General features: G+C 72.1%; 15 protein-coding genes, 1 rRNA gene and 1 pseudogene. 9 read left to right on the top strand and 8 right to left on the bottom strand.

The genetic code is table 11. The annotated features are described in order from the left end of the window. A pseudogene (locus tag A3Q37_RS34520) lies at positions 1–1,842 on the top strand (hypothetical protein); the annotation flags it as partial. Positions 1,843–1,898: 56 nt separating this feature from the next. Here A3Q37_RS34520 and A3Q37_RS34515 read toward each other — a convergent pair. Next, positions 1,899–2,252 carry a hypothetical protein gene (locus A3Q37_RS34515; protein WP_065491074.1) on the bottom strand — a complete coding sequence of 118 codons (354 nt, stop codon included), beginning with the start codon at positions 2,250–2,252 and terminating at the stop codon, positions 1,899–1,901. A gap of 572 nt (positions 2,253–2,824) precedes the next feature. Between A3Q37_RS34515 and A3Q37_RS34510 the strand changes: the two genes are divergently transcribed. From A3Q37_RS34510 to A3Q37_RS34495, 4 genes are read left to right on the top strand one after another with little or no spacing between them, the layout of a single operon-like run. Beyond that, positions 2,825–5,917, top strand: coding sequence for a nitrate- and nitrite sensing domain-containing protein (locus tag A3Q37_RS34510; RefSeq protein WP_065491065.1), 3,093 nt, complete (start codon positions 2,825–2,827; stop codon positions 5,915–5,917). Next, positions 5,914–6,357, top strand: coding sequence for a roadblock/LC7 domain-containing protein (locus tag A3Q37_RS34505; protein WP_030589400.1), 444 nt, complete (start codon positions 5,914–5,916; stop codon positions 6,355–6,357). Before A3Q37_RS34510 ends, A3Q37_RS34505 begins: the two co-directional genes overlap by 4 nt. Positions 6,358–6,368: 11 nt before the next feature. Beyond that, complete coding sequence (locus tag A3Q37_RS34500) at positions 6,369–6,806, top strand: DUF742 domain-containing protein (protein ID WP_010057432.1); 438 nt, start codon at positions 6,369–6,371, stop codon at positions 6,804–6,806. Beyond that, positions 6,787–7,395: an ATP/GTP-binding protein gene (locus A3Q37_RS34495; RefSeq protein ID WP_065491060.1), complete on the top strand. Its 609-nt coding sequence runs from the start codon at positions 6,787–6,789 to the stop codon at positions 7,393–7,395. Before A3Q37_RS34500 ends, A3Q37_RS34495 begins: the two co-directional genes overlap by 20 nt. Before the next feature lie 211 nt (positions 7,396–7,606). On the opposite strand, the gene A3Q37_RS34490 is transcribed toward A3Q37_RS34495, so the two are convergent. The 4 genes from A3Q37_RS34490 to A3Q37_RS34475 form a co-directional block, all read right to left on the bottom strand. After that, on the bottom strand, positions 7,607–8,797 hold the full coding sequence (locus A3Q37_RS34490) for a lipid-transfer protein (RefSeq protein WP_065491056.1): 1,191 nt from the start codon (positions 8,795–8,797) through the stop codon (positions 7,607–7,609). Then, entirely contained in the window at positions 8,794–9,264 is a 471-nt protein-coding gene (locus A3Q37_RS34485) for a Zn-ribbon domain-containing OB-fold protein (RefSeq protein WP_176711575.1), read from the bottom strand. The genes A3Q37_RS34490 and A3Q37_RS34485 overlap by 4 nt, the downstream gene beginning before the upstream one ends. A 135-nt stretch (positions 9,265–9,399) precedes the next feature. After that, positions 9,400–9,765 (bottom strand): DUF962 domain-containing protein, encoded by a 366-nt coding sequence (locus A3Q37_RS34480; protein WP_065491053.1) that lies wholly within the window; start codon positions 9,763–9,765, stop codon positions 9,400–9,402. A gap of 126 nt (positions 9,766–9,891) precedes the next feature. Then, positions 9,892–10,698: a M15 family metallopeptidase gene (locus A3Q37_RS34475; RefSeq protein WP_065491047.1), complete on the bottom strand. Its 807-nt coding sequence runs from the start codon at positions 10,696–10,698 to the stop codon at positions 9,892–9,894. 61 nt (positions 10,699–10,759) lie between these two features. Between A3Q37_RS34475 and A3Q37_RS34470 the strand changes: the two genes are divergently transcribed. Continuing rightward, positions 10,760–11,326: an NUDIX domain-containing protein gene (locus A3Q37_RS34470; RefSeq protein ID WP_065491041.1), complete on the top strand. Its 567-nt coding sequence runs from the start codon at positions 10,760–10,762 to the stop codon at positions 11,324–11,326. Between the two features lie 41 nt (positions 11,327–11,367). On the opposite strand, the gene A3Q37_RS34465 is transcribed toward A3Q37_RS34470, so the two are convergent. Beyond that, the gene (locus A3Q37_RS34465; protein WP_065491068.1) at positions 11,368–13,716 is read right to left on the bottom strand and encodes a TIM-barrel domain-containing protein; all 2,349 of its coding nucleotides are present in this window, start codon (positions 13,714–13,716) and stop codon (positions 11,368–11,370) included. Between the two features lie 217 nt (positions 13,717–13,933). Here A3Q37_RS34465 and A3Q37_RS34460 point away from each other — a divergent pair, with 217 nt between their 5' ends. Both A3Q37_RS34460 and A3Q37_RS34455 read left to right on the top strand, forming a co-directional pair. Beyond that, the gene (locus tag A3Q37_RS34460; protein WP_065491039.1) at positions 13,934–15,913 is read left to right on the top strand and encodes an acetoacetate--CoA ligase; all 1,980 of its coding nucleotides are present in this window, start codon (positions 13,934–13,936) and stop codon (positions 15,911–15,913) included. 63 nt (positions 15,914–15,976) lie between these two features. Then, positions 15,977–16,960, top strand: a complete 984-nt coding sequence (locus A3Q37_RS34455; RefSeq protein ID WP_065491037.1) for a hypothetical protein — start codon at positions 15,977–15,979, stop codon at positions 16,958–16,960. Between the two features lie 105 nt (positions 16,961–17,065). On the opposite strand, the gene ptsP is transcribed toward A3Q37_RS34455, so the two are convergent. Next, positions 17,066–18,736, bottom strand: coding sequence for a phosphoenolpyruvate--protein phosphotransferase (ptsP, locus tag A3Q37_RS34450; protein WP_006123087.1), 1,671 nt, complete (start codon positions 18,734–18,736; stop codon positions 17,066–17,068). Positions 18,737–18,811: 75 nt separating this feature from the next. Further along, positions 18,812–19,261, bottom strand: a complete 450-nt coding sequence (locus tag A3Q37_RS34445) for a PTS glucose transporter subunit IIA (protein ID WP_065491034.1) — start codon at positions 19,259–19,261, stop codon at positions 18,812–18,814. A gap of 676 nt (positions 19,262–19,937) precedes the next feature. On the opposite strand from A3Q37_RS34445, the gene A3Q37_RS34440 reads away from it, so the two are divergent. Further along, positions 19,938–20,074 (top strand): 16S ribosomal RNA (locus A3Q37_RS34440); the annotation flags it as partial.

Here is a 20,074-nt window from a genome sequence, read left to right as displayed (position 1 = left end):
GCCCGCGCCGGCGTCTGCCTCGACCTCGCCCGCGCCGCCGACGAGGACCGCCGCGCCGCCCAGCGCGCCGGGGACGACGCCCGCCGCACCGCCCGCGCCCTGCGGGCCGAGCGCGCCGAGATCGCCGGCGTCCCCGAAGTCCTCCCCGAGGAGGACGAGTCGAAGGCCCGCACCGCGCTGCCCACCCTGCGCGAGGCCTACCGGGCCGCGTCCCAGCTGTACGAGAAGGTCGGCGTCGGCGCCGACCTGCGCGCCGAACAGGCCCGCGCCGAGAGCGACGAGAGCGCCGCCCTGGCCGAGCTGGACCGGCTCACCAACAAGGTCCGCACCCGCGCCGGCCAGCTCCTGGAAGGCACCGACGGAGCCGACGGCCCGTCCCGCCAGGCCGCCGCCGCCCGCGCCGAAGCACACGTCCAGCTCCTGGAGACCCGCGCCTCCACCGCCAGCGAGCACCTGGGACGGCTGCGCGGCGAGGCCGAACGGCTCGCCCCCGACGACGACCGCCCCCACCACACCGAGCTGCCGGACGACCTGGTCCCGGCCGACGCCGAGAGCGCCCAGGCCCTCCTGCGTACCGCCAACGCCGAACTGGCCGACGCCACCGCCACCCTGGACACCGCCCGCGCCGCCCACAGCGAGCTGCTCCAGGCCCACCGCACCGCCGAGGACTCCGCCGGCGGCTTCGACGAGACCGCGGCCCTCCTGCGGGACCTCCTGCGCGACCACGGCGCGGAAGAGGGCACCGAGGACCCCGACCCGTACCCCGGCAGCCTGGAGGAGGCCCGGCAGTCCGCCGCCGAGTCCCGCCGCTCCCTGCGCGGCTGCAACGCCGACCTCTCGGCCGCCGAGAGCGCCGTCAGGGAAGCGAGCGACATCCTCGTCCGGCACGCCAACTCCACCCGGTACGAACAGGTCCGCACCCCCGCCCGCCAGCAGATCCGCGAACTGCCCGCCTCCGCCCTGCCCGAGCACGCCCGTAAGTGGGCCGACGCCTTCGCCCCCCGGCTGCGCGTCCTCACCGACGAGCTGGTCCAGCTGGAGCGCAACCGCGACTCGATCGTCGACCGGCTGCGCGGACTCGTCGAGTCGGCGCTCACCACCCTGCGCTCCGCCCAGCGGCTCTCCCAGCTCCCCGAAGGACTGGGGGAGTGGTCGGGCCAGGAATTCCTCCGCATCCGCTTCGAGGAACCCGACCAGGCCACCCTCACCGAACGCCTCGGCGAGGTCATCGACGAGGCCACCAGCGCCGCCCTCAAGAAGAACTCCGACCTGCGCAGGGACGGCATGTCCCTGCTGTTGCGGGGCGTCGAGGCGGCCCTGCGCCCCAAGGGCATCGCGGTGGAGATCCTGAAGCCGGACGCCGTGCTGCGTGCCGAGCGCGTCCCGGTCGGGCAGATGGGCGACGTCTTCTCCGGCGGCCAGCTGCTCACCGCCGCCATCGCCCTCTACTGCACGATGGCGGCCCTGCGCAGCAACGACCGGGGCCGCGACCGGCACCGGCACGCGGGCACCCTGTTCCTCGACAACCCGATCGGCCGCGCCAACGCCACCTATCTGCTGGAGCTCCAGCGGGCCGTCTCGGACGCGCTGGGCGTCCAACTGCTCTACACGACCGGCCTGTTCGACACGACCGCGCTCGCCGAATTCCCCCTGGTCATCCGGCTGCGCAACGACGCCGACCTGAGGGCCGGGCTGAAGTACATCAGCGTGGAGGAGCACCTGCGGCCCGGTCTGCCGCAGCAGGACCCCGAGGGCGAGACGGTCCACGGAGAGATCACCGCGACCCGGATGTTCAAGCGGAACGAGCAGCCCACCGCCGAGCCCCCGGCCCCCGAGGCGTAACCGCCGGGCCGCGAACGGCCGTCGGTCGTTCGAGCGCGGGCGGAGGCTGCCGCCCGTCAGGCGCGGGAGAGGCCGCCGGTGCGTCGGCGGCCGCCTATACCACCGCCCGTCCCGTCCCGCTCGGCCGCCCGCTCGGCCCGGCGGGACCGGCGCCGCTCACGACGTATCTGACGGGCCGTGCTGCTGGGCACCGACACCACGCCGTGGCGCTGGTTCCACACCTGCCGGGTCACCCACACGTCGAGCACCGCCCAGGTGGCGACCACCGTGCTGGCCACACTGCTGAGCACCATCGGAAAGGCCAGCCAGGAGCCGGTCAACGTGCTCAGAAAGGCAACCATCGCCTGGATGATCGTCAGCGACATGATCAGAACGGCGCGCACGGCGGCCGTCCGCACCGCATCGGGCATCCGCCGCTTCGAGGCCGGCTCCTCCACCCACAACTGCCGCGGGACCCGTGCCCCCTCCGCGGCCTCCGTCCGCGCGGCGGCCGATGCTCCGGCGCTCCCGCGTTCTTGCGTACTCAAGGTCTTCAACTCCCCGCCACTGTCCGACTTCAGGGTGGCTGCCCGGCTTGCGCCGGTTCTACGCGGGCGGAACACGTCCGTCCTGCCGCGCACGACCCCACCGTGCGTCTACCCCGTACATATGGACGAACCACCCGTCCCGAAGATTCCCCAGGAAAAGCACGCGCAGGGCACAGAAGGTCATGGAGCGAAGAATTCCAGCCAACTGATACGTGCCGGTGCCGAGGAGTCCGGGCGGTGCCCTCTGTCGCTTTCGCGAATTTCATCTCCGGGAATAACGGGACAACCCATGATCAAGTTCGTGGTGGACGGCTGAAAATCATCCGGACGTGTCTTCGAGTTGTCTCTGTGTCAGTAGTAGGCTCGCGCCGTTTATTGACGGAGAAGACAACCCGCGCAGCCACCGTGCGGGGCGACCCCCGCAGCCGTCGTGCGGGGCCGATCTGGGGGAGGCCATGCGCTTTCGCGGGAAGTCCATCCGCAGGAAGATCGTGGCGTTGCTGCTGGTGCCGCTCGTCTCCCTCACGGGCCTCTGGGTCTTCGCCACCTACATCACCGGCCGCCAGGCCGACGAGCTGATGAGCGCCGGATCCATCGTGAAGAAGGTGAGCGAACCCCTGGAGGACGCCGTCCGCGCCGTCCAGGACGAGCGACGGCAGACCCTGGTCTTCCTCGCCGACCCCCGGGCCTCCGACGCGCTCCCCGTCCTCATGGGCCAACGCGCCGCCACCGACCGCATCGTGGCCGAGGTCAGGGAGAACGCCCGGGCGCAGGACGTCCGCGACTCGCTGAGCGCCGCCGACAGCGGCCGCCTGGACGCGATCCTGAGCGCCGTCGACGGACTGGACGCCCTGCGCGAATCGGTCGAGAAGCGCACCATCGGCCGAGCGAAGGCACTGGACTTCTACAACGGCCTCGTCGACCCCTCGTACCGCTTCCTCAACGGACTCCACACCCTGGAGAACGTGTCGATGGACAAGCAGATGCGGGCCCTGGTCGGGGTCTCCCGGGCCCGCGAGATGCTGTCGCGCGAGGACGCGCTCATCGCCTCCGGCCTCATCGCCGGCCGCTTCACCACCGCCGAACTGCGCCAGATATCCGGCCTCGTGGCGCAGCGCGAGCTGCTCTACGAGGTCAGCCTGGAGAACCTTCCCGCCTCCGAACGCCGCCGCGTCGAGCAGTTCTGGGGCAGCCCCGACACCGAACCGCTGCGCACCGCCGAGGACGCCCTGATCGACGCCGGGCCGACGAAGCGCCCCGGCGCCGTCGACGCTGACCGCTGGGAAGAGGCGGCCGTGCCCGTCCTCGACCGGCTGGCGAACGACTCCACGGAGATGGGCAACCGGTTCCGGGACCGCGCCGAACCGGCCGCCTACCGGGTTCTCGCCCAGGCCGGGATCGCCGGGATCCTCGGCTTCCTGGCCCTGATCGTCTCGATCTTCGTCTCCGTCCGCATCGGCCGTGAACTCGTCCGCGACCTCTCCCGGCTGCGCAAGGACGCCCACGAGGTCTCCGGTGTACGGCTGCCGAGCGTGATGCGCCGGCTGGCCGCGGGCGAACAGGTCGATGTCGAGACCGAGGCCCCGCACCTCAGTTACGAACCCGACGAGATCGGCCAGGTCGGCCAGGCGCTCAACACCCTCCAGCGGGCCGCCGTCGAGGCCGCCGTCAAGCAGGCCGACATGCGGCGCGGCGTCTCCGAGGTCTTCGTCAACCTCGCCCGCCGCAACCAGGTCCTCCTGCACCGCCAGCTGACACTGCTGGACGCGATGGAGCGCCGTACCGAGAACAGCGACGAACTGGCCGACCTGTTCCGCCTCGACCACCTCACCACCCGGATGCGCCGGCACGCCGAAGGGCTCGTGATCCTCTCCGGCGCCGCCCCCTCCCGCCAGTGGCGCAAGCCCATCCAGCTGATGGACGTGGTGCGGGCCGCCGTCGCCGAGGTCGAGGACTACGAACGCATCGAGGTCCGCCGCCTGGCCCGGATCGGTGTGGGCGGACCCGCCGTGGCCGACCTCACCCACCTGATCGCCGAACTCCTGGAGAACGCCACCGTGTTCTCGCCCCCGCACACCGCGGTCCAGGTGCACGGCGAACGCGTCTCCAACGGCTTCACGCTCGAAATCCACGACCGCGGCCTCGGCATGGCCCCCGAGGTCCTTCTCGACGCCAACCTGCGGCTCGCCGAGACCCCCGACTTCGAGCTCTCCGACACCGACCGCCTCGGCCTCTTCGTCGTCAGCCGGCTCGCCCAGCGCCAGAACGTCCGGGTCTCCCTCCAGAAATCGCCGTACGGAGGCACCACCGCGGTTGTGTTCATCCCGGCGGCCCTGCTCACCGACGCCCCCGACACCCACGGCACCGGGTTCCGCCTCGACCGCCGTGCCGAGCGGGCCATCGGCAGTGGCCGGAGCTCCGACGCGGCACCGGGCGCGCAGGGCACGGCATCGGGCGGGGAGCGCCGCGTCAACGGCAGGTCCGCGGTCCTGTCGCCGGTGCCCACCGGGCTCACCGGACCGGGCGTCCTGGACGGGCCCGTCGAGCTGGAGGCCCCGGTCGGCCCGCTGGACTTCGCCGGTGACCCGCTGGACCGTTCGCCGGATCCTGCCCTGGACCCGGCCCTCGGACCCGTCCTGGACGGCGTGTCCGACCTGGAGGACACCGAGAGCGAGCGGGGCGGCATCTTCCGCGCCCGGGACGTGCGCCGCGACGGCGACCGCGAGTCCCGCCGCGGCAAGCCCGGCGGCCCGCGCCGGGACACCGACCGGGACCAGCACCAGCAGGCCCGCGACCACGGCGACGAGCCGACGGCGGAGGTCCGCCCGATGCGCCCCGCCGGGCCCGTACCGCTGCCCCGCCGCACTCCGCCGACGCTGGTCGCCGACCGGGGCCGCCGGGTCGACGCTCAGGGCGACGACGCGATCACGCCTCCCGCGAAGGCCACGGGCCCGGTCCCGCACCCCGCCGACCGCGCCCCTGACCCGGCCGACAGGCCCCGTACGGCCGACGCACCCTGGACCGTACGAGCCGCGGCCCACCGCGCACCGGGCCTCTCCCGTACGCCGGACACTTCCCGTACGCCGGATGCCTCCCGTACGCGAGACGCCTCCCGCACCGCGGAACCGTCCCGCGCACCCGGGTCCGGGCGCGAGGAGACCCCGCCGGCGCCCGACACCATCGGCGGACTGCCCCGGCGGGTCCGGCAGGCCAGCCTCGCCCGCCAGCTCCGTGAGGAATCCGCGGAGCGCACGGTGCAGCGCGCGCCCGTGGACACGGTCGACGACGCCGAGCGCGACGCGGACGAGGTGCGCGACCGCATGGCCTCGCTCCAGCGAGGCTGGCAGCGCGGCCGCCGGGAGAACGCAGAGACCACCGAGACCACTGAGAACACCGGGACTACCGAGAGCACCGGGACCACCGGGACGAACGGGAACACCGCGTCCACCGAAACCACCGAGACCACCGAATCCGCCGACGACACCGCGAACACCGGCGACCCCGGTGGCACAGCACCAGGAACCACTCCGGGAGGGGACGGTCGATGACCGCACCGAACGCCGCAGCACACAACCCCGCCCGCCACGGCTCGGGCGAACTGAACTGGCTGCTCGACGAACTCGTCCAGCGTGTCGCCAGCATCCGCAAGGCGCTGGTGCTCTCCAGCGACGGACTCGCCACCGGCGCGTCGGCGGACCTGACCCGCGAGGACAGCGAGCATCTCGCCGCCGTCGCCTCCGGGTTCCACAGCCTCGCCAAGGGCGTCGGCCACCACTTCGACGCGGGCCGGGTGCGCCAGACCGTCGTCGAGCTGGACGAGGCGTTCCTCTTCGTCACGGCGGCCGGCGACGGCAGCTGTCTCGCCGTCCTGGCCGACGCCGACTCCGACGTGGGCCAGGTCGCGTACGAGATGACGCTGATGGTCAAGCGCGTGGGGGCCCATCTGGCCAACGCCCCACGGACGACCGGTATGCCCGCCGGAGGCTGAGCGTGGCGGGCATGAGCGCTGACTCCCCCCGGGGCACCGGCCCCGGATCCCCGGACGGGACCGTCGACCCCCAGGCCTCCCGGTGGTACGACGCGGACGCGGGACCGGTGGTCCGCCCGTACGCCATGACCCGGGGGCGGACCAGCAGCGCCTCCCGTCACCGCCTCGACCTGATCGCGCTCGTCGTACCGGAACCGGCCGCCGACGACCCCGGCCGGGACCAGACGCTCGCCCCCGAACACGTGGCGATCGTCGAACTCTGTAGCGACAGACCCCAGTCGATCGCCGAGCTCGCCGCCGAACTCGACCTCCCCGTAGGGGTGGTACGGGTCCTGGTCGGCGATCTCGTCGAGGACGAGCTGGTGCACGTCACCCGTCCCGTTCCGCCGGCCGAGCTGCCGGACGTGAACATTCTTCGCGAGGTAATCAATGGCCTTCGGGCGCTCTAGCCGCGCCACGACGCGGCCCGTCGAGCCCGTCACCCTGAAGATCCTGGTGGCGGGAGGGTTCGGCGTCGGCAAGACGACCGCGGTCGGCGCGGTCAGCGAGATCAGACCGCTGCGCACCGAGGAACGCCTCAGCGAGGCGGGCCGCCCGGTGGACGATCTGGCGGGCGTCGAGTCCAAGACGACCACCACGCTCGCGATGGACTTCGGCCGGATCACGCTCCGCGAGGACCTGGTCCTCTATCTGTTCGGCACCCCGGGCCAGGACCGCTTCTGGTTCCTGTGGGACGAGCTGGCCCAGGGCTCCCTGGGCGCGGTCGTCCTCGCCGACACCCGGCGTCTGGAGGACTGCTTCGCCGCGGTCGACTACTTCGAGCGCAGGCGGATCCCGTTCACGGTCGCGGTCAACACCTTCGAGGGCGCCGAGCGGTTCCCCACCGAGACCGTGCGGGCCGCGCTCGACCTCGACCCCGAGGTCCCGCTGCTCGTCTGCGACGCCCGCGACCGGTCCTCCGTGCGCGACGTCCTGGTCGCGGTCGTGGAACACGCCCTGGAGCGCGCGGCACGGGCCCGCGAACCCGTCGCCACCTGAGCCCCGGCTCCTGGTTTCCGGTTTCCGGTACGCGTACGGCCCGTACCCCCGCCGACAGGGGTACGAGCCGCACGCCGTCCGGCGCGCCGGGTCCCGAGTGTTCTGCGGCGGTGACGACCAGTCAAGTCAAGGGCACGGAAAACCTGTTGAGACGAGCCCCTGGGCTCGGTTGAGTCGCGTCCGGTGGATCGGTCGAGACGCATCCGGCGGGTCAACGGACCGCCACCACCGCCGAACCGTGCCCGAACAGCCCCTGGTTCGCCGTGATGCCGACCCGCGCCCCCGGCACCTGCCGCTGCCCGGCCCGCCCCCGCAACTGCCGAGCCAGCTCGCACACCTGCGCGATGGCCTGGGCGGGGACCGCCTCGCCGAACGAGCCCAGACCGCCGCTCGCGTTCACCGGAATCCGGCCGCCCGGCGCGGTCGCCCCCGAGCGCAGGAGCTTCGCCCCCTCGCCCGGACCGCACAGCCCGATGTCCTCGTACCACTCCAACTCCAGTGCGGTGGACAGGTCGTAGACCTCGGCCAGGGACAGATCCTCCGGCCCGATCCCTGCTTCCTCGTACGCGGTCCGCGCGATCGAGGACCGGAAGCTCTCGGGTGACGGGTCCACGGCCACCGCCGAGTCCGTGCCGATGTCCGGCAGATCCAGGACGGTCCTCGGGAAGGTCGGGGTCACGGTCGAGACGGCCCGGATCCGCACCGGATCGCGCACCCCGCGCCGCCGCGCGAACTCCAGGCTGCACAGCACCAGCGCGGCGGCCCCGTCGGACGTGGCGCAGATGTCCAGCAGCCGCAGCGGATCGGCGACGACGGGCGAGGCGGCAACCTCCTCCACCGTCACGGGAGTCCGGTAGCGGGCGTACTCGTTCAGCGCTCCCACCGCCGCGTTCTTCACCTTGACCAGCGCGAAGTCCTCCGGGGTGTCCCCGTACAGCGCCATGCGGCGGCGGGCGTAGAGCCCGAAGTACGCCGGGTTCGTCGCCCCGAGCACCCGGAAGCGCAGCCAGTCCGGATCGTCCGGCCGCTCCCCGCCCGCTGGGGCGAAGAACCCCTTGGGCGCCGCGTCGGCCCCCACCACCAGCACCACGTCCGCCAGCCCCGCCAGGATCTGCGCCCGCGCCGTGTCGATGGCCTGCGCCCCGGAAGCGCACGCGGCGTACACGGACGCCACCCGCGCCCCCTGCCACCCGAGCGCGCGGGCGAATGTCGCGCCCGCCACGTACCCCGGATAGCCCCCGCGCACCGTCTGCGCGCCGACCACCGACCGGACCTCGGGCCAGCCGATGCCGGCGTCCGCGAGCGCGGCGTGCGCGGCGATCCGGCCGTACGTGACGAAGCCGCGCCCCCACTTGCCCCACGGGTGCATCCCGGCCCCGAGGACCGCCACGTCGCGGTTCATGAGGCGTCCCCGTCCGTCGCCGCGACCGGCCGCCAGTGCCAGGTCGTGTGCACGGTGCCCGCCGCGGGGTCCTCGTCCAGGACCCCCGGCACCACCTCCACCACCGCGCCCACGGGCAGATCGGCCACGCCCACCCCGGGGGCGGCCTGCCCCAGCACCACCATGCGCTCGGCGGCCAGTTCGACGGCGACCAGCGTGTACGGAGTCCAGGGGGCATCGGGGTCGCTGACGTACGGGGGAGGCGGCCGGTAGCGCCCGTCGGTGCAGGACCACACCGTGCCCCGCTTCGACAGCGGCGTCTCCTCCAACTCCCCGCCGTGGCAGCCCGGGTTGCGGCAGTGCCCGTCCTCCCGGGGGAAGTGGACCGTCCGGCAGCCGGAGCAGCGGGTGCCCAGCAGCCGGAACTCCTCCTCCGCGGCGTCCTCGGTGAACCAACCGGCCACCACGGGTGTACGCGTGCGCGACAAAGCCCCTCCCGGCACTGGACCTGATGGAACGTCAGAAGTGTGCCACGGGCGCGGTCGTCCGGCGAGGGGCCAGGCGAGAGGTCCCGGTGAGAGGTCCCGGTGAGAGGTCCGGCTGGGGCTTCGGCCGGGGCGGCCTCAGCCGTCCTTCCGGTCCTCCCCGTGCTCGGCCAGCCACTTCGCCGCGGTCTCCGCCAGCTCCGCGTCCCGGCCCGCGAGCATCGTCCGGATCATCTGTGCGTCCCCGCGCAGCGACCACAGAGGATGTCCGAAGGTGGCCGGGTTGTTCTTCTCGATCAGGAAGTGCGCGGGCCACGCCGTGCCATACCCGATCAGCGGCAGGGCCGCCAGATACCGTTTCCGGCCCCGCGCGAGCCCGTATGCGCTCAGCGCGAGCCCGGTCAGTGTGCCGGTCAGATGGACCCAGCGGGTGGCGGCCCGGGAGTGCATCGCGACGTAGTACGGCCAGAATTCCTCGTACGTTTCGAACGTCTGCTGTGACATACGGGCACCGTAGCCGCCCGATCGGCAACCGAACACGCCCCTTTCGCGTCCGAGATGAAGAACGGGCGGCCGGAGCCCACGGGGGTGGTCCCGGTCGCCCGTTCTCGTCAGCGCCCGCCCACCGACTCAGTGCCTGCCCACCGACCCGCGATCCACCGGGAAGTCGAAGTAGCTGTCCGGGAACGGCTCCGGCTTGAAGGTGAAGTGCCACCATTCCTCGGGCAGGTTCACGAACCCCACCTCGGTCAACGTCTGCTTCAGGAACTGCCGGTTGGTGCGTTGAGCGCCCTGTATCCGGGGATCGTCGGTGTGCGAGAGGGTGTCGAAGCAGTCGTAACCCGTGCCCATGTCCACGGAGTTGTCGGGGAACCGCTCGCCCTTCGGCGCGAAGCAGGGGGTCAGCCGCTCGCCCGGACGGTACGGCCTGGTCGGCAGGGCGGGAAGCCGGACCAGGGTCAGGTCCACCGTGCTGCCCCGGCTGTGCCCGGACTTCTCCGCGATGTAACCGTCCTCGAACAGGCGGGACTTGTCGACCAGCGGATAGAACTCCCCCTTCATCGACTGGTCGTCGAGATCCTTAGCCCACCGCACGAAGTGGTCCACGGCCCGCTGCGGCCGGTAACAGTCGTACACCTTCAGCGAGTACCCCTGACGCAACAGCCGTTTCTGCGCCAGGTGCAGGGCGCGCGCGGCGGGCCGGGTCAGGATGCAGACCGGCTGCCGGTATCCGTCCACCCGCTCACCCATGAAGGTGTGCGCCGTCGTGTAACGCATCTCCTGGATGATCGTCGGATCCACCGAACGCAGCGCCACGAACTCCTCGGGCGCCCGCGGTTCGGGACGCGCCTGCGCGGTGGGGGAGAGGGCGGTGGCGGCGAGGAGAGCGGCGGCCGTGACGGCCAGGGCACGGAGAGCGGTACGCATTCCTGTCATGGGCACACCGTCTATCAGCTGGGCGGCCCGCGCGGAAGAACCCGTCCGGTACAGTCCGCCCGTGTCCGAACCCGGCAACGGCCCTTCCCCGACCGCCCCGCAGCAGCCACCCCGCTACGTGCGGGACTCCCACTGCGGCACCTGCGGAGCCCCGTACACCGCCCTCCCGTCCGGCGACGCCTGGCCCCGCACCTGCACGCACTGCGGAACCACCGCCTACCGCAACCCGCTCCCCGTCGCGGTGGCCCTGCTCCCGGTCGACGGCCCGAACACCACCGGACTCGTCGTCATCACCCGCACCATCGAGCCGCAGAAGGGCGGCGCGGCCCTGCCCGGCGGATTCGTCGACCACGCCGAGGACTGGCGTACGGCGGTGGCCCGCGAACTCCGCGAGGAGACCGGCATCGAGGCAGCGGCCCGGGACGTCCGGCTCGCCGACGTCCTCAGCGACACGGCCGGCCACCTCCTGGTCTTCGGCCTCCTCCCGGCCCGCCCCCTCGCGAGCCTGCCGCCGTCGGCCCCGACGGACGAGACATCCGGCTACGAGATCCTGTACGGCCCCCGGCCCTTGGCGTTCCCGCTGCACACGGAGGCCGCCACCGCCTGGTTCGCGGGCCGCTACGGCTGAGGGCGCCGGACGACCCCAGCAGGCCGCCTACCGGGCGTCCCTCACCCCCGCACCCGCACCCGACCGCCGACCTCACCCTCCCCGCCGTCCCGCTCCACCACCACGCGGTCCCCCTCCCACCGCGTCGCGTACCGCTCGACCTCCGCCTCCGCCCACCCGTCGCCCGGGTCCCGCACCACCAGGCCCCCACCTGTACGCCCCGGCGCGGGCGCCCACACCTCCAGCTCCGGTTCGCCGTCCGCGCCCCGGACCGGAATCACCGCGCCCGCCCGCGCCAGCACCGGCACCCCCGACAGCGGGGCATCCACCAGCACCTGGCCCGGCCCCTCGTACGCCCGCCCGGTCACCGTGTCGTACCACCGCCCCCTCGGCAGCCGCACCGCCCGCCGCCGTACCCCCGGCTCCAGCACCGGAGCCACCAGCAGCGCATCGCCCAGCAGGAACGCGTCCTCGCACTCCCGCAGCGCCCGGTCGCCCGGCGCACCCCACCACACCGGCCGCACATAGGGCGCACCCGTCAGCCGGGCCACCTGCGACAGCGACACGAAGTACGGGTGCAGCCGCTCCCGCTCCACCAGCGCCGCCCGCGCGTGCTCCAGCACCTCGGGCCCGAACTCCCACGGCTCCCGCCGTCCCGCGTCGATCGCCGAATGCGTTCGGAACAACGGCAGATACGCCCCCAGATGGAACCACCGCAGATACAGCTCGGGCGACGGGAACCCGTCGAACCCGCCCACGTCCGGCCCCGAATACGGCACCCCGCACAGCCCGAGCCCCACCACCAGCGACAGCGACGCCCGCAGCCCCTCCCACCCCGTCGACACATCGCCGGACCAGGTGCCCCCGTACCTCTGCATCCCCGCCCACCCTGACCGCGAGAAGAGGAACGGCCGCTCCTCGGGCCGCAGCCGGAGCAGCCCCTCGTACCCGGCCCGCGCCATCGCCAGCGCGTACACGTTGTGCGCCTCACGGTGATCGCCCCCGGCGCCCTCCAGGACATGCCGGGCCGAACGCGGCAGCGACGGATCCCCGAACGCCGCGAAGGACACCGGCTCGTTCATGTCGTGCCAGACCCCCGAGAAGCCCTGCGCAAGCCGCTCCTCGTACAGAGATCCCCACCAATCCCGCACAATCGGATCAGTGAAGTCCGGATAGACGCAGGCCCCCGGCCACACCTCCCCGACCACCACCCGCCCCCGCGCGTCCCGGACGTACGCACCGCGCTCACCGACCTCCCGGCCCGCGTCGAACACCGCGTCGCCCGGCTCCGCCTTCACTGCCGGATCCACGATCGACACCAGCCGCACCCCGTCCCCGCGCAGCTCCTTCGCCAGCCCGGGCAGATCGGGGAACCGCTCCCGGTCCACCGTGAACACCCGGTGCCCGTCGTAGTGGTCGATGTCCAGATGCAGCACCGACAGCGGCAGCCCCCGCTCCCGGTACCCGTCGACGACCCGCCGCACCTCCTCCTGGCTGCCGAACCCCCACCGGGCGTGCTGCGGCCCCAGTGCCCAGGACGGCGGCAGCGCCGGAGCGCCCGTCAGCGCCGTCCACCCCTGGAGCACCCGGGCCGGCGTCCCCACCACCACCCAGCAGCGCAGCGGCCCGCCCTCCATCCGCACCTCGCAGGCGCCCGGCCGGTCATGCCCCGAACCGGCGCCCTCCTCGCCCTCCCGGAGCACCACCCGGCCCGCCCAGCTGTTGTCGTGGAACGCCAGATGCGTCCCCGCGTCCGACACCACCACCTGCACCGGCATCGTCAGATACAGCGGATCGTCCCCGGGACCGAAACGCCCGCCGGGATCCGTGTTCCACAGCCGGTACACCCCGTCCCGCAACCGCGGCCCGCCCGCCCGTCCGCCGAGCCCGAAGAACCGCGCGTCCGCCGGCACCTCCGAACGCTGCACCCACCGCACCGGACCGCCACCCTCCGGCTCCCACCAGCGCGGCGGCAGCTCACGCCGCAACAGCACCCCGCCCGGCGTCCGCAGCTCCACCGCCCCGGTCCGCGACACCACCACCGTCAGCCGCTCCGCGACCACCTGCCAGCCGCCGTCCTTGCCCGGCTCCAGCACCGCCCGCTCGTCCGGCGCGGGAGCCTCGCCCGCCACCGCGTACGACGGCAGCGGCTCCGCCCCGTCCCACGCCCAGAACACCGCACCGCCCACCGACACACGGATACGCAGCTCCGAACGGGCGAACCGCACCACACCCCCGCCCGGACCCGGCTCCGCACCCGTCGCCGCACCGGGCACCCGGGCCCGCTCCGCCCCGCGCGCCGGCAGCGCCGCCGCGTCCGCGGCCCTGCGCCGCCACGCCGAACGCACGGTGCGCAGCCCCCGCACCGAACCGACCAACCTCACCCGACGCACCAGGTCACGACCGTCCATGGCGCACACCATGCCACCCCGCCCGACCCGCAGAACCTTCCGTTCAACTCCCGTTCACCCATGTCGGCCGCCGCTCCCCGGCACCTCCGGGGGCGGGGCCACCCTGGTGCCGAAGACGATCACATGGCATCGTCCTCGTCAGCCGCTCACGCGCACACCCCAGCCCGTGCGCGCCGACGCCCACCCCGCGTACCCGTACAGCCAGGGAGCAGCCCTCATGACCGCAGCCACGCCCGACGCCCCGCTCTGGCAGCCCGGCCCCGACCGCATCGAGGCCGCGGCCGTCACCCGCTTCCAGAACTGGGCCGCGACCCGGTACGGCGCCCCGGCCGACGGCGGCTACGCGGCCCTGCACCGCTGGTCCGTCGACGAGCTCGACACCTTCTGGGAAGCAGTGGCCGAGTGGTTCGACATCCGCTTCTCCACCCCGTACGAGCGTGTCCTCGGCGACCGCGCGATGCCCGGCGCCACCTGGTTCCCCGGCGCCACCCTCAACTACGCCGAACACGCCCTGCGCACCGCCGAGGACCCGGCCCGCGCCGACACCCCCGCTCTTCTGTACGTCGACGAGACGCACACCCAGGTCCCCATCAGCTGGGCCGAACTCCGCCGCCAGGTCGGCGCGCTCGCCGCCGAACTCCGCGCCCTGGGCGTCACCCCCGGCGACCGCGTCAGCGGCTACCTCCCCAACATCCCGCAGGCCGTCGTCGCCTTCCTCGCCACCGCGGCCGTCGGCGGCGTCTGGACCTCCTGCGCCCCCGACTTCGGTGCCCGCAGCGTTCTCGACCGCTTCCAGCAGATCGAACCCGTCGTCCTGTTCACCGTCGACGGCTACCGCTACGGCGGCAAGGAGCACGACCGTACGGAGACGGTCGCCGAACTCCGCCGCGAACTGCCCACCCTGCGCGCCGTCGTCCACATCCCGCTGCTCGGCACCGACGCCCCCGAAGGCGCCCTCGCCTGGGCCGCCCTCACCTCCGCCGACACTGAACCGGTCTTCGAGCAGGTCCCCTTCGACCGCCCGCTCTGGGTCCTCTACTCCTCCGGCACCACCGGCCTGCCCAAGGCCATCGTCCAGTCCCAGGGCGGCATCCTGCTCGAACACTTCAAGCAGCTCGGCCTCCACTGCGACCTCGGCCCCGAGGACCGCTTCTGCTGGTACACCTCCACCGGCTGGATGATGTGGAACTTCCTCGTCTCCGGCCTCCTCACCGGCACCACCGTCGTCCTGTACGACGGCAGCCCCGGCTACCCCGACGTCAGCGCCCAGTGGCGGGTCGCCGAACAGACCGGCGCCACCCTCTACGGCACCTCCGCCGCCTACGTCATGGCCTGCCGCAAGGCCGACATCCACCCGGGCCGCGACTTCGACCTCTCCCGGATCCAGTGCGTCGCCACCACCGGCTCACCGCTCCCGCCCGACGGCTTCCGCTGGCTCCACGACGAGGTCGCCGCCGACCTCTGGATCGCCTCCGTCAGCGGCGGCACCGACGTCTGCTCCTGCTTCGCCGGAGCCGTCCCCACCCTCCCCGTCCACATCGGCGAACTCCAGGCCCCCTGCCTCGGCACCGACCTCCAGTCCTGGGACCCGTCGGGCAAGCCGCTGATCGACGAGGTCGGCGAACTGGTCGTCACCAACCCGCTGCCGTCCATGCCGATCCGCTTCTGGAACGACCCCGACGGCAGCCGGTACCACGACAGCTACTTCGACATGTACCCCGGCGTCTGGCGGCACGGCGACTGGATCACCATCACCGACCACGGCTCGGTGATCATCCACGGCCGCTCCGACTCCACCCTCAACCGCCAGGGCGTCCGCATGGGCTCCGCCGACATCTACGAAGCCGTCGAACGGCTCCCCGAGATCCGCGAATCCCTCGTCATCGGCCTCGAAGAACCCGACGGCGGCTACTGGATGCCGCTCTTCGTCCACCTCGCCGAAGGCGCCACCCTCGACGACGACCTGCGCGCCGCGATCAAGCAGACCATCCGCGACAACCTCTCCCCGCGCCACGTCCCGGACGAGGTCATCGAGGTCCCCGCCATCCCGCACACCCTCACCGGCAAGCGCATCGAGGTTCCGGTCAAGCGCCTCCTCCAGGGAACCGAGCTGGCCAAGGCGGTCAACCCCGGCTCCGTCGACAACCTGGACCTCCTCCACTTCTACGCCGACCTGGCGGCGAGGCGCCGCGCGTAACGCCACTGTCAGTCCCCCTGATTACGCTGAGTGAGCAATGATTCACCGCGCACAGGGGGACACATGGCGCAGACCGACAACACCAAGCGCAGCACGAAGCACAACGCCCAGCACAACGCTCAACACAACGCGACGCACCGCAAGAAGCGCGGCAGGAGGCACGGCACCCCGCACACCACCACCCTGCGACGCACGCTGCGCCGCGAAGCACCCAGCACCGTCGGCCTCCTCGTCGACGCGCAGGACTTCGCGGCCATGCGGCGCTACGACACCTTCCCCTTCGACGACCACACCGTCTATCTCCAACAGGTCGAGGCCCTGCTCAAAGCACTGACGGCCCAGGGCGTGCACATCACCGTCGCCCTCTTCGACCCGGAGGACTACGAGGAGTTCTGCGCCGAGTCGGGTCTCGACGCCGACACGGGAGCCAGCCGCAGCCGCTTCACCGCGGAGATCGCGGCCGCCGGAGCCACGGTCGCCTACACCGGCCAGGGCATCGACGACCTCATCCCCGTTCTCGTCACCCGCGCGGTCCGCCAGGCCACCTGGGAGTACGCCACCCTCCTCCTCGCCGACCTCGGCACCTGCGCCGACTGCGGCCAGGACATCGGACGCGCGGCCTTCGACCGGGCCTCGCACCTCCTCATGCGGTTACTGGAGACGGCGGGACCGGGCACCCACCACCTGGTGTGCAGCGTCCCGACGGACAACGACCAGCTCCTGGCCGTGCTCCACACCCACCGCGACACCACGGGACCGGCCCGCCTGGACAGCGCGGAGGGCGCCGAGTTCGCCACCGTCCTCGCGGTGGCCGTCGCCCTGGAATCACGTGGGGGAGTGGTCCTGCGCACCAGCGCTCCCGACAGCCCGGATCGCGTCCACGGCTGGCGTCTGGCCCACGGCGGCCTCGCCCCGCTCACCGTCGGCGAGGTCTTCAACGCCTACTGCACGGACGCGGACACCGGAGAGCCCGTCTCCCCGGAATCGGGCGTCGAGTACTGCGCGGGATTCGACATCGGAGCGGAGCCCCCGGAAACCCACCACTGACACCGACTGACACCGACCAAAAAAAGAGGGAGGGGCCTCCCGCCACCGGCGGAAGACCCCTCCCCTGAGAGCCGCTGCTACTAGCTCGCCTACTCGCTTGCTCGCCTACTCACCCGAGAGCACGGCCTGCGCCGCGCTGCGGGCCTCGTCGGCCGAGTCGGCGGACCGAGCGGCGTTCGCCGCCCGCTCGCACTGAGCCAGCGTGTACTTGGCCAGCGTGGCCCGCACATAAGGAATGGACGCCGCACCCATGGAGAGCGAGGTGACACCCAGACCCGTCAGCACACACGCCAGCAGCGGATCGGCGGCGGCCTCACCGCAGACACCGCAGCTCTTGCCCTCGGCACGAGCGGCCTCGGCGGACAGCGCCACGAGATCCAGCAGCGCCGGCTGCCACGGGTCCTGGAGCCGCGACACCGCGCCCACCTGACGGTCGGCCGCGAAGGTGTACTGCGCCAGGTCGTTGGTGCCCAGCGACAGGAACTCCACCTCCTGGAGGATCGACCGCGCCCGCAGAGCGGCCGACGGAATCTCCACCATCGCGCCGAACTTCGCCCGCAGCCCGGCCTCACGGCACGCGTCCGCGAACGCCTTGGCGTCGGTACGGTCGGCCACCATGGGGGCCATGACCTCCAGGTACACCGGCAGCCCCTCGGCGGCCTTCGCCAGCGCGGTCAGCTGGGTACGCAGCACCTCGGGGTGGTCCAGCAGGCTCCGCAGCCCACGGACGCCGAGCGCCGGGTTCGGCTCGTCGGCCGGGGTCAGGAAGTCCAGCGGCTTGTCGGCGCCGGCGTCCAGCACACGTACGACGACGCGCCCCTCGGGGAACGCCTCCAGCACCGCACGGTAGGCCGCGACCTGCTTCTCCTCGGAAGGAGCCTGCTTGCTGTCGTCCAGGAACAGGAACTCGGTGCGGAACAGCCCGACACCCTCGGCCCCCGCCTCGACCGCCGCGGGTACATCGCCCGGACCGCCGACATTGGCGAGCAGCGGCACCTTGTGCCCGTCGGAGGTGGCACCGGGACCGGTCGAGGCGGACAGCGCGGCCTTACGAGCCGCGGCGGCGGCCTCCATCTCGGCCCGCTTCTCCGCACTCGGGTCGACGAAGATCTCACCCGTGCTGCCGTCCACCGCGACGACCGTGCCCTCGGCCAGCTCACCCGCGCCGGGCAGCGCCACCACGGCCGGAACGCCGAGCGCCCGCGCCAGGATCGCGCTGTGGCTGGTCGGCCCGCCCTCCTCGGTGACGAAGCCGAGCACCAGCGTCGGGTCGAGGAGCGCGGTGTCGGCCGGCGCCAGGTCCCGGGCGATCAGGACGTACGGCTCATCGCTGTCCGGCACACCGGGCATCGGCACCCCGAGCAGCCGCGCCACGATCCGGTTCCGTACGTCGTCGAGGTCCGCGACCCGCCCCGCCAGGTACTCCCCGGCATTGGCGAGCAGCGCCCGGTACGCGGCGAACGCGTCGTACACGGCACGCTCGGCGGTGCTGCCCACGGCGATACGCCGATCGACATCGGACATCAGCTCGGGGTCCTGCGCCATCATGGCCTGCGCCTCGAGCACGTGCTGTGCCTCGCCGCCGGCCAGATTGCCGCGCGCGACCAGATCGGCCGCCACGGCTTCCACCGCCTGCCGGGCACGCCCCTGTTCGCGCTCGGCCTCCTCGGCGGGAATCGATTTGGCGGGCGGCTCCAGCACCGCCGTACCCATGTGCCGAACCTCGCCGATGGCCACACCGTGGCTCACGCCGACGCCTCGCAGCGTTGTCTCCATTTCACCCGTCTCCGGTTGTGCGGCGACCGAGTCACCGCGGTGGTTGTGCAACTGGCTGATGACTGCGCCCGAGGGCTACTGCCAGCCGAACAGCGTGTCGCCGATCTTCACGTCCCCGTCCTCACGGACCTCGGAGAGCGATTCGGCGGTGGCCTCCAGGGCCACGATCGGGCAGATGGGTGACTTGCCGGCGGCCTCGACGGCGACCGGGTCCCAGCGCACGATGCCCTGGCCCCGGGTCACGGTGTCCCCCTTGTTCACGAGAAGCTCGAAGCCCTCGCCGTTGAGCTGGACGGTGTCGATACCGAGGTGCGTCAGAACCCCGTGCCCGTCGGCGTCGACGACGACGAACGCGTGGGGGTGAAGGGAGACGACGATGCCGTCGACCGGGGACACGGCCTCGGAGGGCTCACGTACGGGGTCGATGGCGGTACCGGGACCGACCATCGCGCCGGAGAAGACCGGGTCGGGAACCGCGGTGAGCCCGATGGCGCGTCCAGCAAGAGGGGACGTCACGTTGGTCATGGGGAGCCTCCCAGGGGGCTGGAGATTCAGGTGTCGCCGCCGCGGCTGATGGGGGACGGCGTACTGCTCAGCAGAGTAAGTCATATGAAGTCCCGGTTCCGCCCGAGACCTACCGCTTGGCGGACCTAGGGGTGCACCAGAAACGATTTGCCTCGGTCCCCGGCGACCTGTACTGTCGTACTCCTGCCTGACCCCAACGCGACTTTGAGTCGGGGGTCGGCGGCGACTTTCAAGCCAGATCCTAACCTCGACCTTCCTTCGGCATGCCCGCAGGTCCGTGGTCAGGGGAACGGAAAAGGCCTGATAGAGTCGGACCCGCCGAAAGGGAAAACGCGAAAGCGAAAGACCTGGAAGCGAAATACGAACCCGCTTCGACCGGGAATCGGACACGAAAGAGTCTGATAGAGTCGGAAACGCAAGACAGCAGGACAAAGAAGTAAAACGAAGGGAAGCGCCCGGAGGGCCCCGGTGATACGGGACCGAAGGAAGCGTCCGTTCCTTGAGAACTCAACAGCGTGCCAAAAGTCAACGCCAGATATGTTGATACCCCGTCTCCGGCCGGTTTGGTCGGGACGTGGTTCCTTTTGAAATACACAGCGAGGACGCTGTGAACAACGGGTCTTATTCCGACCGGTTGTTCCGCTCTCGTGTGTGTGCACCCGATTACGGGTAAACATTCACGGAGAGTTTGATCCTGGCTCAGGACGAACGCTGGCGGCGTGCTTAACACATGCAAGTCGAACGATGAAGCCGCTTCGGTGGTGGATTAGTGGCGAACGGGTGAGTAACACGTGGGCAATCTGCCCTTCACTC

The organism is Streptomyces sp. PTY087I2, from assembly GCF_001687325.1.
Lineage (GTDB): Bacteria > Actinomycetota > Actinomycetes > Streptomycetales > Streptomycetaceae > Streptomyces.
Note: the sequence above shows the minus strand (reverse complement) of the source record. Positions and strands in the feature narration are given on the sequence as shown.